General features: G+C 32.1%; 15 protein-coding genes and 1 pseudogene. 7 read left to right on the plus strand and 9 right to left on the minus strand.

Annotated elements, in window-relative coordinates:
• Window positions 1-132 precede the first annotated feature (132 nt).
• The 3 genes from FNW17_RS05000 to FNW17_RS16725 all read right to left on the minus strand — a co-directional run bounded on the left by FNW17_RS05000 (window position 133) and on the right by FNW17_RS16725 (window position 2,888).
• Window positions 133-1,041: a hypothetical protein gene (locus FNW17_RS05000; protein WP_144071039.1), complete on the minus strand. Its 909-nt coding sequence runs from the start codon at window positions 1,039-1,041 to the stop codon at window positions 133-135.
• 249 nt (window positions 1,042-1,290) lie between these two features.
• Window positions 1,291-2,508: a site-specific integrase gene (locus FNW17_RS05005; protein WP_144071040.1), complete on the minus strand. Its 1,218-nt coding sequence runs from the start codon at window positions 2,506-2,508 to the stop codon at window positions 1,291-1,293.
• 239 nt (window positions 2,509-2,747) lie between these two features.
• On the minus strand, window positions 2,748-2,888 hold the full coding sequence (locus tag FNW17_RS16725) for a cupin domain-containing protein (protein ID WP_317129766.1): 141 nt from the start codon (window positions 2,886-2,888) through the stop codon (window positions 2,748-2,750).
• Between the two features lie 976 nt (window positions 2,889-3,864).
• Here FNW17_RS16725 and FNW17_RS05015 point away from each other — a divergent pair.
• The 4 genes from FNW17_RS05015 to FNW17_RS16730 all read left to right on the plus strand — a co-directional run bounded on the left by FNW17_RS05015 (window position 3,865) and on the right by FNW17_RS16730 (window position 6,558).
• Window positions 3,865-4,752 carry an AraC family transcriptional regulator gene (locus FNW17_RS05015; protein ID WP_144071041.1) on the plus strand — a complete coding sequence of 296 codons (888 nt, stop codon included), beginning with the start codon at window positions 3,865-3,867 and terminating at the stop codon, window positions 4,750-4,752.
• Window positions 4,753-5,023: 271 nt separating this feature from the next.
• Window positions 5,024-5,590: a 6-phospho-3-hexuloisomerase gene (gene hxlB / locus FNW17_RS05020; protein WP_144071042.1), complete on the plus strand. Its 567-nt coding sequence runs from the start codon at window positions 5,024-5,026 to the stop codon at window positions 5,588-5,590.
• Window positions 5,591-5,631: 41 nt separating this feature from the next.
• Window positions 5,632-6,273 carry a 3-hexulose-6-phosphate synthase gene (gene hxlA, locus FNW17_RS05025; RefSeq protein ID WP_132002728.1) on the plus strand — a complete coding sequence of 214 codons (642 nt, stop codon included), beginning with the start codon at window positions 5,632-5,634 and terminating at the stop codon, window positions 6,271-6,273.
• A gap of 111 nt (window positions 6,274-6,384) precedes the next feature.
• Entirely contained in the window at window positions 6,385-6,558 is a 174-nt protein-coding gene (locus FNW17_RS16730; RefSeq protein ID WP_317129767.1) for a hypothetical protein, read from the plus strand.
• Here FNW17_RS16730 and FNW17_RS05035 read toward each other — a convergent pair.
• From FNW17_RS05035 to FNW17_RS05045, 3 genes and pseudogenes are all read right to left on the minus strand, one after another.
• Window positions 6,485-6,646: pseudogene (locus FNW17_RS05035) on the minus strand (DUF1456 family protein); the annotation flags it as partial. The gene FNW17_RS16730 and the pseudogene FNW17_RS05035 sit on opposite strands and share 74 nt — an antisense overlap.
• Before the next feature lie 70 nt (window positions 6,647-6,716).
• Window positions 6,717-8,045: a D-alanyl-D-alanine carboxypeptidase gene (locus FNW17_RS05040; protein ID WP_144071043.1), complete on the minus strand. Its 1,329-nt coding sequence runs from the start codon at window positions 8,043-8,045 to the stop codon at window positions 6,717-6,719.
• A 13-nt stretch (window positions 8,046-8,058) separates the two neighbouring features.
• Window positions 8,059-8,865: an alpha/beta hydrolase gene (locus FNW17_RS05045; protein WP_144071044.1), complete on the minus strand. Its 807-nt coding sequence runs from the start codon at window positions 8,863-8,865 to the stop codon at window positions 8,059-8,061.
• 57 nt (window positions 8,866-8,922) lie between these two features.
• On the opposite strand from FNW17_RS05045, the gene FNW17_RS05050 reads away from it, so the two are divergent.
• A complete protein-coding gene (locus FNW17_RS05050; RefSeq protein WP_144071045.1) occupies window positions 8,923-9,324 on the plus strand; it encodes an excinuclease ABC subunit B in 402 nt (133 codons plus the stop codon).
• Window positions 9,325-9,351: 27 nt separating this feature from the next.
• Here the strand turns inward: FNW17_RS05050 and FNW17_RS05055 are convergent, their stop codons facing one another.
• The 3 genes from FNW17_RS05055 to FNW17_RS05065 all read right to left on the minus strand — a co-directional run bounded on the left by FNW17_RS05055 (window position 9,352) and on the right by FNW17_RS05065 (window position 12,763).
• Window positions 9,352-9,888, minus strand: coding sequence for a lipocalin family protein (locus FNW17_RS05055; RefSeq protein ID WP_144071046.1), 537 nt, complete (start codon window positions 9,886-9,888; stop codon window positions 9,352-9,354).
• 175 nt (window positions 9,889-10,063) lie between these two features.
• Window positions 10,064-11,827 (minus strand): TIGR04141 family sporadically distributed protein, encoded by a 1,764-nt coding sequence (locus FNW17_RS05060; protein ID WP_144071047.1) that lies wholly within the window; start codon window positions 11,825-11,827, stop codon window positions 10,064-10,066.
• Between the two features lie 102 nt (window positions 11,828-11,929).
• Window positions 11,930-12,763, minus strand: coding sequence for an FRG domain-containing protein (locus tag FNW17_RS05065; protein WP_144071048.1), 834 nt, complete (start codon window positions 12,761-12,763; stop codon window positions 11,930-11,932).
• 368 nt (window positions 12,764-13,131) lie between these two features.
• Here FNW17_RS05065 and trmD point away from each other — a divergent pair, with 368 nt between their 5' ends.
• Together trmD and rplS are read left to right on the plus strand one after the other, a co-directional pair.
• Window positions 13,132-13,809, plus strand: a complete 678-nt coding sequence (gene trmD / locus FNW17_RS05070; RefSeq protein WP_143390013.1) for a tRNA (guanosine(37)-N1)-methyltransferase TrmD — start codon at window positions 13,132-13,134, stop codon at window positions 13,807-13,809.
• A gap of 300 nt (window positions 13,810-14,109) precedes the next feature.
• Complete coding sequence (rplS, locus tag FNW17_RS05075) at window positions 14,110-14,460, plus strand: 50S ribosomal protein L19 (RefSeq protein ID WP_143390012.1); 351 nt, start codon at window positions 14,110-14,112, stop codon at window positions 14,458-14,460.
• Window positions 14,461-14,659: the final 199 nt, after the last annotated feature.

A 14,659-nucleotide genomic window follows, 5' to 3' on the forward strand; every position in this document is an offset into this window, starting at 1 on the left:
TAAATTGTTATGGTGCAAATGGAAGAAATAAAAAAAAGTCCGATAAGTACTTTTTAGTCCGATAAGACTAAATAGTTTGTAAGGTGTTGATTATTATATGTATTACAAATAGTGTGTTTTTACAAAATCGGACTAAAATCTAACTTTGATGTCATTATTGGGGTCTTTGTCGGTGCGATTTGGTGAAAGATAGGTTTGAACAGTGGCTTGTGAAAGAGGTTCGCCTTTTTCATCATCAAATATTAGGCATATAATTTGACTAATATCTTTGATTTTTCCTTGAATATAAGGTTTTCCATTTGGTTTCACATCAACCATCATTTGTTTAAAAGCATTAGTAATTATGTTAGTTGGACCATTTAATTTGATTTTTTGAAATGGAATATTTGAACTGTTTTCAGTAGCTTGTTTTTCTTGATTTTCTTTATCGAAATCGTTTTTAACTTTACGCATTATTTGTAATTGCTCAATTAATTGATTGCATTGTTTGTCGTAAGGTTGCAGCTTATTATTAAGAGAAACGATATCCGCTTGGTTATATTCAAAGATTTCATCCATTAAAAAAATAATCTTGTCGTTAAAATTATCTAATGAATTTATATAGCTTTTTGCTTCAAAAAAAGAAAAATACCTATCGTCAGTATCTGCGTTTATTTGTCTTTTAGTAGCTTTTGGTTTGGTATCAATTACTCGCAAAGATTGCAGTTCTGTTCTTTTTTTCTCAATTAAAATGTACAACTTATTGTATCTACTCAATGCTGTTTTGGAGCTGAAAAAGGCTTCATTATTGGCTAATAATTTTTCAAGTTTACATATCCATATTTCCGGGTTCTTCACCTGGTTGAATTGATAATCGATAAATGCAGGAAATTGAGATTGTTTGAGTTCTAAAATTTTTGCAATTAAGGCATTGCAATAGCTTTGAATGTTGATTTTGTCTTCAACGATTATATCAAATAAAGGATTTTTGGCCAGAGCCGCAGGCACTGCCAATAATTCTACAAACTCGGCGGTTTGCATATTTTGATCCTTTGTATTCAAATTTTAATATGTTTTTTTTGGTATTCATTTAGTATTTAAAGGTAATTAAAAGCGGTTTTTAATTGGTTGCTTTTTGGAAGCCCTAGTGTTTTCTACTAGAGTTCGTTTATCACTCGTTTCGAATGCTTTAAAAATTACTTGTTTACTCTGATGTAAAGTTATAAAATAAAAAAAATCCTTGTTAAAGGATTTTAGTTGAAGTTATTAACAATCGTTTAAGGTCAATTAAATAAGCCCTTGACAGATTTTTTAAAAAATATAGTTGTCTACTGCTTTGTCCAGTTCTTCGCTAATGATTTTGGCATATACCTGCGTTGTACTGATGTCTCGGTGGTCCATTAATTTAGAAACGTGTTCAATTCTCATTCCGTTATTTAACGCATTTGTCGCAAAGCTGTGTCTTGATAAATGGAAAGAAAGGTCGAAAGGTAAATTTATTTTTGTACCCATTTTTTTAAGATGCCAGTTTGCCAATTTATTGAAAGCTGCTGTTTGAAAATAACGTTTTGCTTCGCTGTTCAAATAGCCTTCTTTGTCCATAATAATCGGAAAGATAAAATCATCGTGATTGGCGTTTACTTTTTTGTATTTTTCTAAAATATCGATAGCCACTTTTCCAATTTTGAACTGGTGTACTCTTCCAGTTTTACGAATGTGTTTGTTGATTTTATGTTCTGCTTCATTGTAATTAGAATATTGCATTTCGATAACATCACTAAAACGCAAACCTCCGGCATAAATAGAGAAAAGAAATAAATCTCTCCACATCATAGCTTTTTTGCCTTCAATAAGCTTTAAATTGGTTAAAGCATCAATCTGTACCTTATTAAGAAATAATCTTTTAGAAGAACTGATTTTGAGGGTTATTTTGCTAAAAGGAAACATAGTTTCGGGAATTATTTCTTCACGAATTGCATCTCTGAATATGGTTCCAAGTACAATTATGGAAAGGCGTTGCGTTGTATCTCCGTTGCCTAACGTATCTCCTAAATGAAATTTATAGTCGTTTAATAGTGCTACGGTAATTTCATCAAAATACACATCCTTTGTTCCCATATATTTTTCAAATTTATCAACCTGAGAGGTGTATGCTCTGTAAGTGGAATAAGAAACAGTACTTTTGATTTTTTCTAATCTCTTTCTGGCATATTCAAAAAAGTTTGGCACTTCTTTTCCCTTTATGGCTTCTTTTAGTTTTTTAACCGATACCGTTTTTATTTTGCGTTCCATATCGGCAACCTGACCTTCAGCATCTGCAATCTTTTGAGATAATGCAGCATTCATCCTAGCACTATTGGAATGGTTCTTTTTTACTTTCTGCTTTACTTCATCCCACTCGTTCTCTTTGAGCTTCACTCCAGCAGTGATAAATTTCGTTTTTCTGTCTTTTATAATTCGGATATACAAAGGGCTGTGTCCGGTTTGGTCTACCTGATGTGTTCTTAAAATTAGTTTTACTGATGCCATAATAATAGGATTTTAGAAATGTTATACTACTTTTGTAAATTAATGCAAACGAGTGAAAGTGTTGTAAATAAAGGGTTTTCAATTGGGTGCATCGTGATACGAAGGTACAACATTGGGTACAACAAAACAAGTATTTCGTTGCTTTTTGTTGCTTAAAATTGCATTGTTAATTTTTATAAAGTCAATGAATACAACACTTTAAGTGCAAATGGGAGGGTTGAATGAAAAGTTGTAGATAACTAGTATATAGGCGAAACAAACTTTCGTATATACACCCGAATATGGGTAGATTGGCGAGAATGATAATGTTCGTGAGGCGTTCCAACGGATCCTTTTTCGAAAAGGACGTTGACCATCATAATCGTGTCGTCATAACCCATTATTTTGCGTTTTATGCCTTCGCCGACAACTTCCCACTCGAATTCGTCATCTTTATAAATTCCTTGCTTGCGCCAAAAGTTTGCATATCTATTTTTTTTTATTGAGGTGCCAATTTACGAACTATTTTTTAGGTTCCTCTTTATAGCTGCTTTCCGTTTTAAATATACCGCCATGAAGTTGCATAGATTTATCCCTTTTCGCTGTTGTGGCAAAATCTCTCGACTTCGTTCCCATTGTTACAAAGAATATGCAAGCTTAGACATCACAGAAAGTTAAGCAATAAATCCTAATTCGTAACTTATGAAATAAGTCAGCGAAATTTATGAGAAAGCTTTTAAAGAGAAAGCATTCGAATTGAGTTATTAATGACCAAAAATACCAGTATCAGCCTGAAAGGTGAGAGTACAGCGTCACAATGTTACAAATGACTAAAGAGTTCGATGAATATGGAGAAGCCAGTTTTTCTTGAAAAGGAAATTTAAAACTAATATACATCCATACAAAAGAGGGGTTTTTATACCTGACAGCTATGAATTTATATGACAGCAAAAGGATATATTCTGCTTTTAATTGTGAAACTATTGAAGAATTTAATAATTCAATTGGTTAAAAATGTAGCGCAACTAAATATACAGTTTTTATTTGCAAATCCGAAAATCCTTTACTACTGATTCATCAACAGTACTAAATTTAGTGTATGCTGAATTTTAAGCTAAAACATTCTCTTAAAATTTAGAAAAACGTATCTTTGTTACTTATTTTTTTTACTTAAATTTACTTCAGCTGCGTTTTTCTAATGTTATACATTGATTACAAATCTATTGACTTAATGTGAACAGAAAATAATTGTATTTAGTAAGCTTATTGAATTAAATAAATTATGGTTGCGCATATCATTGTACATAAAACAGCAATGACCGCGATGCATTAGAGTTGCTGATTTGTTCGCGATGGTCAGTTAAATAAAAATATTACATGTACTTAAAGAGGTTTGAGATTAAGAAAAACATTCAAAAAACGGATGATAAAAATTTGTCCTTCCGGGTTTTTGATCTCGGGACGGCAAGTATTCAAGATTATTTGGAACCACATAAAAAAGATCATTTTTGTATCATCCTCGTGGAGTCTGGAAATATTAAAATACACATTGAAGACAAAATATATTTATTAAATTCAGGAAAAATAGCAGTTATATTTCCGGATCAAATCCACTTTTTGTCAAATGTGAATAGTGATTTGACTGGTAAAATTATATTATTTGAAGAAGTATTGTTTTGTTCGGATATATTGAAAAATGAGCTCAGTGCTTATAATGTTAACCTATCTGCACATCTGAATTGCACCGCACTTTCTAGCCATGAATTTGAACAGGTGCTTCCGATAATAAAGAACATACAAGATATTTATAATGCCCCCAGCCTTGTCAAAAAGGAACAGGCGCGTTTTTACATCAAAATTTTCCTTTTAGGACTCATCGAATCTATACATGGCCAGCATCCTGTTCTACATCCTGATACTCAAGGTCCAGACCAACATACTTATATTGACTTTAAAAAACTTTTGAATCATCAATATAAAAGCGAGCGTACCGTACAATACTATGCCTCAAAACTGGCGATCAGTACTAAAAAGCTCAATGCACTAAATAAAAAATATTCTGGCGAAACCGCTATAAATGCGATTCACAACCGGATACTTACAGAAATTAAGAGACAATTATTGTTTACTGATCTCTCACACAAAGAAATCGCATTTGACCTTGGATTCAGTTCCCCATCTGCACTTAATAAATTTGTAAAAGCTAAACTAAAGGAAACCCCAACGGACCTACAAAACGAATTGGCGCAAATTTATACCGCATAGTCTTGTTTATATAACATCCTCCCTTCACTGCTGCCATATCTTTGCATCAGTAATTAATACTATTCAAATAAAGACCAACTGTTGTTGCTAAAAAGCGATTCCAGCTCAATTATTTAGTTTAATGCTGCATAGAAATATTAAAGGTAACCTTTGGTTTTAATCGCACAATATACAAACACCAACAATCAAGAATAGCATTCATAATTAGCCCAATCCTGTTAATATACGAATTGGAATTGAGGACCGCACAACTTTACTTAAAATAAAACAAATGAACACGGATACTTTGACAAATAATAATCTGCTTGCTATTTTAGAGGAAAATAGACAACTGGCAAATCAGATAAACCCCCAACAAATAAAGGTTTTGGTTCACGAAATTAAAGCAGCCAAACGAATTTTTGTGATGGCAGCTGGGAGGAGCGGACTTGCATTAAAAATGGCGGCCATGCGGTTTATGCATTTAGGATATACGGTATTCATTGTAGGAGAAACGAATACACCCGCTATTTTAAAAGGAGATTTGCTACTTCTGGCATCGGGATCGGGAACTACTTCTTCGGTACTCTCATCGGCCGAGAAAGCTAGAAGTCAACAAGCTACTGTTATCGCTATCACTGCCGATGAAGAAAGCAAATTAGCCGTATTGGCAGACAATATTATACTTGTAAACGCTGCAACAAAAACAGACTTCGGCGTTTCCGTCTCTAAGCAATATGCAGGCAGCCTTTTTGAACAATTTACATTATTTATCCTAGAAGGTGTTTTTATGACCTTATGGCAAGAATCAGGTTTGACTAAAGAAGCTCTATGGCCCAAACACGCCAACCTGGAATAACGTTTTTTTTTATATTATTAATTTTTTTTATACATTTAGACATGACAAAATTACAAGTCGCAATTGATTTACTTACTACAGAAGCAGCATTAGAATTGGCACACAAAGTAGCACCGTACGTGGACATTATAGAATTAGGTACACCGCTAATTAAATCGGAAGGTCTAAAAGTGGTTACGGCCATGAAAGCCGCTTTCCCTGACAAATTAATTTTTGCAGATATGAAAATTGCCGATACTGGTTTCCTAGAAGCAGAGATCGCATTTTTAGCCGGTGCAGATTTAGTAACAGTTATGGGTGCTGTTGATAACGCTACCATAAAAGGAGCGGTAGAAGCTGCAAAAAAACACGGTAAAAAGGTAGTAGTTGATACTATTGGAGTTAAAAACAGAGTAGAAAGAGCTCAAGAGGTAACTGCTTTTGGAGTTGCTTTTGTAGAGTTACATGCTGGTCTTGACGAACAGACATTAGCAGGATACTCGGTACAAACACTTATTAGCGAAGGAAAACTAGCAAAAGTTCCCTTTTCTGTTGCAGGTGGTGTAAACATCGATACAATAAAAGATGTTGTAGCTGCTGGTGCAGATGTAGCTGTTGCAGGTGGTGCCATATATGGCGCTGAAGATCCCGCTGCTGCAGCTAAAGCATTAAAAGAAGCTATAAACAGTGTAACTGTAGCGTAATTATTGGATTAAGGTTGGAATTTATAAATAAATTCCAGCCTTTTTTTTGTATAATAAATTTAGATCCTAATATGAAAACATTCGATTTTGGTATAGTTGGCCTTGGGGGTAATGGGTCGGAATCTGCTCTTAAATATGGCCGACCAAAAACATGCTGTGGCAGGCTTGGATTTGGATACGAAAAAAATGTTATCCCTTACGCAGGAAGCTAATCCCCGCATTCTACATAATTATCGTGGTCTTCGGCACGGAAAAAAGCCCCTAATTCTGATTTTGAGATTCTAAAATCTACTAATTCTAGAATTTCAACTATTTAGTCGTCACGTAACATCAGTGCCACGCGTAGTTTTTTGAGTATATCGTTGTTCGTCATATATTTATTTTTTAAAAAGGTACGTTTTAAAAGCAATCTGACTATAAAATTTCTGTTTTGAAATTGGAGATTAATATTCATTAAAGATTTTGGTGATGATTCTCACCATTTCATTTCTAATTTCTAAAGTAGTTCTTGTAAAATTATTATTCATAAAGGAGTAAATTAATCGTTTACCATTTTTAGTTATAATGTAGCCACTTTGATTATGTACATTGGTTAGCGTACCGGTTTTTGCCCAAACAAATGGGTTGTCATCATCAGTTTTATAAGCTCTTTTTAGGGTTCCAGAAATACCACCAGCAGGAAATAAACTGTGCAATCTGTCATCATCGTTAATTTTTTCGCTGATTTTTTTCAATAAAGCAACCGAGGTATTTGGCGTAATTAGATTATAACGTGATAATCCTGAACCATCAACCCAAGCTATATCATTCGCAAATTCTTTCATAAAATTAGTTTTACTATATTCAATTATAGAATTTGTAGATAAATCGTTAGTCAATGTAGAGGAGCAAACTAAAAGCAATTGTTCTGCTATAAAGTTATCACTGAACAGCATCATTTCTCTTAATACATCATCTGTTTTTTCGCTGTAAATAATTTTGAAACTCTCTGGTAATACAATGTCAATGAGTGATATCTCTTTTTTTGTTTTTTCTTTAAGAATTGCAAGGGCTAACTCAGGACTTGTTTTAAAAGGAATTTGCTTCTTGAATCCAGGTTTAGGGATCGACGAAGGAAATGTAAATCGATTGCTATAAAAGTCTCTTTTGATAATGAATGTTTCAGAATTAATTTTGGTATCAACTTTGAAAAATGGTCGTAAAAGAGATGGTTGTACTACTAATTCACCATTGCTGTTTGCAGTTATTTTGGTAATATTTCCTTCAATAGGAAAGGAATTCATTTCGGGTTGAAAATATTCTTCATAGTCATCATAATTCCAACCTGAACCGTAAAAGTTACCTTTATAATTGTTGGATACAAAAAATAATTTCTTTTCTGAATTTTTTAAAAAATCCAATACTTTGTTGGATTTAAAACTTTCATAAGCCAGTGTTGGGTCACCTGTTCCCCAAAACAGTAAGGAATCACCTTTGATTGCATATTTCAAAGCCGGAATAGAATCGCCCAACATTTCTAATACAGTATAAAATGTGTACATTTTTGTATTTGATGCAGGAATAAAGTGTTTATTGCCGTTTTGCTCATAAATTATTTTGTCATTGTCCTGATCAAAAAGAGTAAAACCAGTAAAGTGTTCTTTAAGGATTTCTGATTTTTCAATCAAATGTTTAATTTTATAATGCGTAATTTTTTGGGAATAACTAGTTGTAGTGAATAATAATAGCATTATTACACCAGAAATAGAAATTGTAGATTTTAGTTTGATCATATAAATTTATTTTTTAATATAACCACAGAAAGGCGTTAACAAAATTATCTCGCCATAATTTTTCGTTATGTTGTCCGCCTTTGACTATCTTTTTCATTGTCAAATTCTTACATTCACATCGTTTTTCTGAAATCAATTCATCAATGGTATTAAGATTTGTAATCACATCAGCATCCCCTTCATTATCTCCACAAAGGAAATAAATTTTGGTTTTGAGTTTTGGAGTATTATTAGTTAATTCAATGATTTCTTTTCGATTGAACCAAAATGCTGGTGAAAAAACACCCGCTTTTCCAAATATTTCAGGATATTTTAAAACGGCATAATACGAAACCAAACCGCCTAGTGAACTTCCCATAATTGCGGTATTTCTAGCATTTGTTTTTGTTCGGTATTTCGAATCTATTGCTGGTTTTAGAGTTTTGACGATAAATTCGAGATAATTATCAGCATTGCCGCCACCGTATTTTTCGTTTTTGTACGGTGTTAATTCCTCGATTCGTTTTTCATTACCGTGCTCAATTCCTATGACAATTACTTGAGCTCTGAGACTATCCAATTTTTCATCTATATTCCATTCGCCTGCAAAGGAAGTTTTAGCATCAAATAAATTTTGAGCATCGTGGATATACATTACGGGGTATTCCTTTTTTGAAGTTTCATAATTCTTTGGCAAATAAATCCAGATTTTCTTGGGGCAATTCAATTGTGGTGCTTCGATAGTAAAAGTGGAAACTTGTTTTGAAGCAGTGTTTTTCTGGGCAAAGGTTTTATCCGTGGCTATAAAAAGAAGAATAAGTAAAGTCAATCGTTGCATCATTGCTATATTTTGTGTTTCGGATAAAAAACAATATTTTAGCTAAAAATAACAAATTTGATGCATACTCACGAAGAAAAAATCAGTTTACTTTTAGAAATGATAGCTTTTGCCACAATTGACGGTAATTTGCATAAAAAAGAATATGCATTTTTGGCAGTTGTTGCCAATGAATTGAAGATTAATAAGGAAATTTTTAATGATTTGTTTCATCAGGAATTGCCTCATATTGTGATAAAATCGGAATTTGAGCGGTTTCATCAGTTGTATCGTTTGGCTTTATTGATGCATTGTGATGGTGTTTTGCACCTAAAAGAAGAAGTTGCCATTTTGCAAATAGGAATCGATATGGGACTGAATCCAATTGTTTCCGCTCGTATTCTAAAAATGATGAAAATGAAACAAAGCCCAATAATTGAAGCCGATATTTTATTGGAAATTTTTAAGGAGCAACATAATTAGAGATGTTTTTTTTGGATTAATTTGTAATCAATTATGATTCACCCAAATCAGTGCGGAAGTATCATAACCAAGGTCTTTTGCGATTTTTAAATAGTCTTTTTTAATAGCTTCAGGCATTGTTTTTTCCCGAGATAACAACCACATATATTTGAGGTTTTTACCCACAACTAAAGCATATTTATAATCGGAATCGAGTGCCAGTATATTATATCCTGAATAAAAGGGTCCAAAAAAGGAAACTTTTAACCTTCCCTCAGTAGCATCACCTACAAACTTTGCTTTCCCTGTCGATGCTACACTTTTGTTTTTTATATAATTGTAACCTTTATTTACAACTTTAATACTACCATCATCGTTCAATGAATACTCGGCGGTGGTGTTATTTAAATTTTTTTCAAACACAAAATCAAGTCTTGCTATTTCGAACCAATTGCCTAAATATTTTTCTTTATCAAATCCCTGAATCGCTTTTGCTCCTTTTGGAATTGAACTGCACGAATTCAACGTAAACAAAGTTGCCGTGAGGAGTGCTGCACTTTCCCAAGCTAAAATTTCCTTTTTCATAATAGTAATATTGAATACCAAAGTTCACCAATATAAAACGGTAAATCAATACATTTTTGAATACTTTATGATTTGTTTTTTGGCAAAAAGGGTAAATTGAGGTTTAACTAATACTATACTTTTAGTCGGGAGAGTGCGTTCAGCATTCTAACTTACTCTGGTGCATTAGTGGCTATCATTCTCTTTTAATTTGATATGTTAGCAAATTATAATAATTTGTTCTCATATCGCTTGAACATTGAATTAATGAAAATCGAGCAATATTTGAAGTGAATTTGTCTAAATTAGATTCAACTTTTAAATCTTCTTTTAAATGAGAAGTAAAAGCTAAAACGTAACTTATTTTTCTATTGAACAAATTTTTGAATTCTTGAAGAGATAAATTATCAATGTTATGTTGCTTAGCGACTAAACATGAATACACTTTGTCTAAAATAGTCTTTTCTTCCGTTCCTAGAGATTCTTTCAGTCTTTTAGCTGAAATAACCACTTGATTTGTTAATTCACGCATATTTGAACTAAAACCATATTTTACGTGAATTAAATATAGATTTTCATCATCGTATTTTAAAATGTCGCAAAGTTCCAAACCATCTGCAATTATGGTATCAACTACAATGTAATTAGGTATTCCATTATATTGTAAGTTATATTTTTTTTCAATCTTGATTACATTTTTATTCCAATTTAAACTTAAAACATTACTAGGTGTCGCATAAGTTTTTAAAATATGTTCGGTATTAATTTTTAAGTCATTAATAAACGAATCTCTTAATAAATACCATTTAGTATCAATGAGAAATATTGGCTTACCTTGTACAGGAAACTCTGTAGAAATATGAAATATAAACCCTGAAGAAACAGTACTTTTTTTTATGTTATTTTGATAACAAGTAACTCTAACACCTTGTAGAAAAACTTTAAAATTAAATGGATCATTATCACCAAACCTTTCTACAGCTCTTTTTAATACTTCATTATATATTTCTGTTCTGTCGCTTACAGTTTTGAAAACACTATAACCTTTTTCTTCATCCTTTTCCTTTAATTTATAATAGTCAGCTTCGTAAAATTTTTCGATGTTGTTTGGATTTGTAAACTCGTGTTCAAATTTATTATGAGGACTTAAATTTTTATTGTCAATATTTCCAATGTCATTATAAATCCTATTCATTAATTCTGGCTTACAGAAGTTATCTATAAAATCACGATCGGTTATTTCTTGATATGAACTAAGATAATCAGATGGAACTAATTCATTTATTATTGTAAGTTCATTTATTATTTTATGAAGACTTTCAAAATCTACTCCTTTTTTTATTTTGAAAGCTTTACCAACAAAAACTTGTATTCTCTCATTTGGTTTGTTTTTTAGGAAATTAAAATGTAAATCTGAAATTTCTGTACTCAGTCTTAAATGTATTTCTTGTGGAATTTTACCGAACTTAATATAATCTATAATTTTATATTTACCTCTAAATTGTTGATTTTCGCCAACGATAGCTCCTGTAATTCCTCTTGATTTAATTGAAGCTAATTCATCGCTTTCAGGTTTCATTATTCGAGCATAAACATTAAGTCCAAAAGATTGGTCAATATATGGAAGAATGATTTGATAAGCATTTCCACCAATTATGCAAAATATGTCAAATTCAGTTTCAATGAATAAAATTAAAGACAGTTTTTGTTGTGTAAAATCGTTGGCTTCAGTTAGCTCAGTTGGCAAAAACTCTTGCCAATCGGAAACAAAATCATTTATATTAAATATGTATAAAAAGTAATTTACATTCTCAATTGTTGTCTGTTTAAGACTTTCAGGATTGAAATTTGCTATAGCCGAAGTATTTATTATTTTTTCTATGACAGATTCCGTAGTCTTCAACTTTTTTAAAAGACGATTTCCCTTATCAATTCTATAAATTTTTGGATTTTGTGTCATAAATTGGTTTTGTTGTTCACGATTTAAAAATATAGTCACTAACTAATTTAAATGAGCCTCTCTTGCCCAAATCCGTTTTAGTGGCTGTTAGTGGCTGGCAATTTATCCGTAATATTTCTTTAGATATTTAGCTTGGTTTTCTAATTCAGGAAATAAGGTTGCTTCATTTATCCCTAATAAATTTAATTCATCAATAATGTCATCTTTACTATTGTTATTGATCTCAAAATCAACATCTTTTAACTCTAAATTAATTATCCAATCATTTGGAATTTTTGCTGGTAAAGCTTTTGTTCCATTTACACCAAAGATTAAAAAAGCACCGCTTTGTTTAATTATTCTGTTGTTATTTTGTTTAACTTTGACAGCAACAACTCTTTCAATATCACTTGCGTTAATTATATTTTGAAAATATGATTTTTCTTCTTTGATTTCGTGTAGTAAATAACCTAAATCTTCTTGCTCATTAAATTCATAGTTCTTTAAATTACGTATTTTTTCAATTGAAAAACTTAAAGGCCTTTTTGCAATATTTGCAATTATTGAAACTGTATCGCTATCATAGTATTTTATGTCTTCTTTTGGTACTTTAAAAGCAAACACTTTTCCATCTTGCTTACTTTTTTCGTTGCAGGCAAAATAAAGAGCAACTAATGGATTTGTCGTAATGTCGAGAAGTCTAGTTGGTAAACCATAATGTTGCATTTTTACTAATTTTTCTAATGCACTTTTTTCATTTAAAAAATCACTCGGAGTTCTTAATATAAATTCTTTGAAAATTTTATTTTCATTTGATATTATTCGTTTTGAACGATAAATACTTGGTTCTAAAACAAAATTTTTATCAGAATGTCCTCGAAAATAAAGCTCAAAATCTCTTTTTTTAGGTATTTTTTGCAATTCTTTTATGAAGTCGGAAATTGTGTTTATAGGCATATTTTACTTTTGATTTTTGATTGGTTGCCACTAACATATACTCGCTACATACTAGTGCATATTCTTCCAAAATTGGGTATATAGTCGAAGGTTTGTTTTTCTTTATTATTCATCAAATATATAAAATTTATATTACAAAATTTTAAAGTATAAATAATTATTTTGCTCTCGTACAATTCCCTAGCCCCGACCGCAATGCAAATCCTTGTGGGCTACAATGGATTTTTTTCTTGCCCAAAAAGAACGACCAAAGGAAGTTCCTTTTGGGGCGTAGAAAAAACCAGTTTTAGAACGCAAGATTGTAATGAAGTGCTAGACTTAGCTCCTGAAAAAAAACTTTGTACCTTTGCGACCTAGAAAATAAAAAAATGCGCATAGATATTATTACCGTTCTCCCAGAATTATTGCGAAGTCCGTTTGAGGCTTCAATGATGAAACGTGCCATCGACAAAGGAATTGTGGAAGTTCACTTTCATAATCTACGAGATTACACGACCAACAAACAAAAAAGTGTCGACGATTATCCTTATGGTGGTGGAGCTGGAATGGTAATGAATATTCAGCCTATTGATGATTGTATCACGCATTTGAAAAGCGAAAGAACCTACGACGAAATCATTTATATGTCACCCGACGGGGAAACTTTGAATCAGAAAATGGCCAACACGATGTCGATGTATGAAAATATTATAATCCTTTGTGGTCATTATAAAGGTGTGGATCAGCGCGTTCGTGACCATTTTATCACAAAAGAAATCTCGATTGGCGATTATGTTTTGAGTGGGGGAGAATTAGGTGCTTTGGTTTTGTGCGATGCATTAATACGATTAATTCCTGGCGTTTTGAGTGATGAAACCTCAGCTTTGACGGATAGTTTTCAGGATAATTTGTTATCGGGACCAATATACACAAGACCTGCCGATTACAAAGGCTGGAAAGTTCCCGAAGTTCTCACCAGCGGAAATTTTGCCAAAATTGACAAATGGCGCGAGGATATGGCGTATGAACACACAAAGAATAGACGACCGGATTTGCTTGGGGAATAGTTGGCAGATGGCAGTTAGCAGATGGCAGTTAGCAGATGGCAGTGTTGGAATAGGTTGCAGATTTCAGTTTGCAGTTTGCAGTGTTGGAATAAATAAAAGTTGGCAGTTGGCAATCTGAATTCTCAATCTACCTTTTTTGAATCTGAAATCTGAATTTCTGAAACCTGCTATCCGAAATCTGCAACCTTAAAAAAAAGTTTGTAAATTACCAAAAAAGGTGTAAATTTGCACCCTCATTAGACCAACCTCTGGCGAAAACCGTGAATGTTGCTCTTTTTAAAACCATAAATATAAATTAAAATGGCAGATTTATTGAAATTCGTTCAAGACGAGTTTGTAACAAGAAAAGATTTCCCTGTATTCGGTGCTGGTGATACTATCACAGTTTTCTATGAAATTAAAGAGGGTGAAAAAACAAGAACACAGTTTTTTAAAGGTGTTGTTATTCAAAGAAGAGGTTCTGGAAACACAGAAACTTTTACTATTCGTAAAATGTCAGGTGCTATTGGAGTAGAGCGTATCTTCCCAGTAAACTTGCCAGCTTTGCAAAAAATTGAAATCAACAAAAAAGGTGCTGTTCGTAGAGCTAGAATTTACTACTTCAGAGAACTTACTGGTAAAAAAGCTAAGATTAGAGATAAAAGAAGATAGTTTACTATCACTTTATTATAAAACTCCCAATTCATTTGGGAGTTTTTTTTTGATAAGAACAGCCTATTTGTTATAAAAATAGTTCCACATACTTTTGGCAAAAAAGCTTTGTATTTTCATTTAGACAAAAAAAGAAGCTGATTTTTAATATTTCGCTTTCAGCCAATTAAAAAATCATAATTTCATAATTTTTTAAACT

This window comes from Flavobacterium franklandianum (assembly GCF_007097365.1).
In the GTDB taxonomy this organism is placed as follows: Bacteria; Bacteroidota; Bacteroidia; order Flavobacteriales; family Flavobacteriaceae; genus Flavobacterium; species Flavobacterium franklandianum.

Coding starts and splice junctions, on each gene's coding strand:
- FNW17_RS05060 (WP_144071047.1), bottom strand. CDS start 11,827: ATGACACAAAATCCAAAAATTTATAGAATTGATAAGGGAAATCGTCTT.
- FNW17_RS05040 (WP_144071043.1), bottom strand. CDS start 8,045: ATGATCAAACTAAAATCTACAATTTCTATTTCTGGTGTAATAATGCTA.
- trmD (WP_143390013.1), top strand. CDS start 13,132: ATGCGCATAGATATTATTACCGTTCTCCCAGAATTATTGCGAAGTCCG.
- FNW17_RS05005 (WP_144071040.1), bottom strand. CDS start 2,508: ATGGCATCAGTAAAACTAATTTTAAGAACACATCAGGTAGACCAAACC.
- FNW17_RS16725 (WP_317129766.1), bottom strand. CDS start 2,888: ATGGGTTATGACGACACGATTATGATGGTCAACGTCCTTTTCGAAAAA.
- hxlB (WP_144071042.1), top strand. CDS start 5,024: ATGAACACGGATACTTTGACAAATAATAATCTGCTTGCTATTTTAGAG.
- FNW17_RS16730 (WP_317129767.1), top strand. CDS start 6,385: ATGGGTCGGAATCTGCTCTTAAATATGGCCGACCAAAAACATGCTGTG.
- hxlA (WP_132002728.1), top strand. CDS start 5,632: ATGACAAAATTACAAGTCGCAATTGATTTACTTACTACAGAAGCAGCA.
- FNW17_RS05015 (WP_144071041.1), top strand. CDS start 3,865: ATGTACTTAAAGAGGTTTGAGATTAAGAAAAACATTCAAAAAACGGAT.
- FNW17_RS05050 (WP_144071045.1), top strand. CDS start 8,923: ATGCATACTCACGAAGAAAAAATCAGTTTACTTTTAGAAATGATAGCT.
- FNW17_RS05055 (WP_144071046.1), bottom strand. CDS start 9,888: ATGAAAAAGGAAATTTTAGCTTGGGAAAGTGCAGCACTCCTCACGGCA.
- FNW17_RS05045 (WP_144071044.1), bottom strand. CDS start 8,865: ATGATGCAACGATTGACTTTACTTATTCTTCTTTTTATAGCCACGGAT.
- rplS (WP_143390012.1), top strand. CDS start 14,110: ATGGCAGATTTATTGAAATTCGTTCAAGACGAGTTTGTAACAAGAAAA.
- FNW17_RS05065 (WP_144071048.1), bottom strand. CDS start 12,763: ATGCCTATAAACACAATTTCCGACTTCATAAAAGAATTGCAAAAAATA.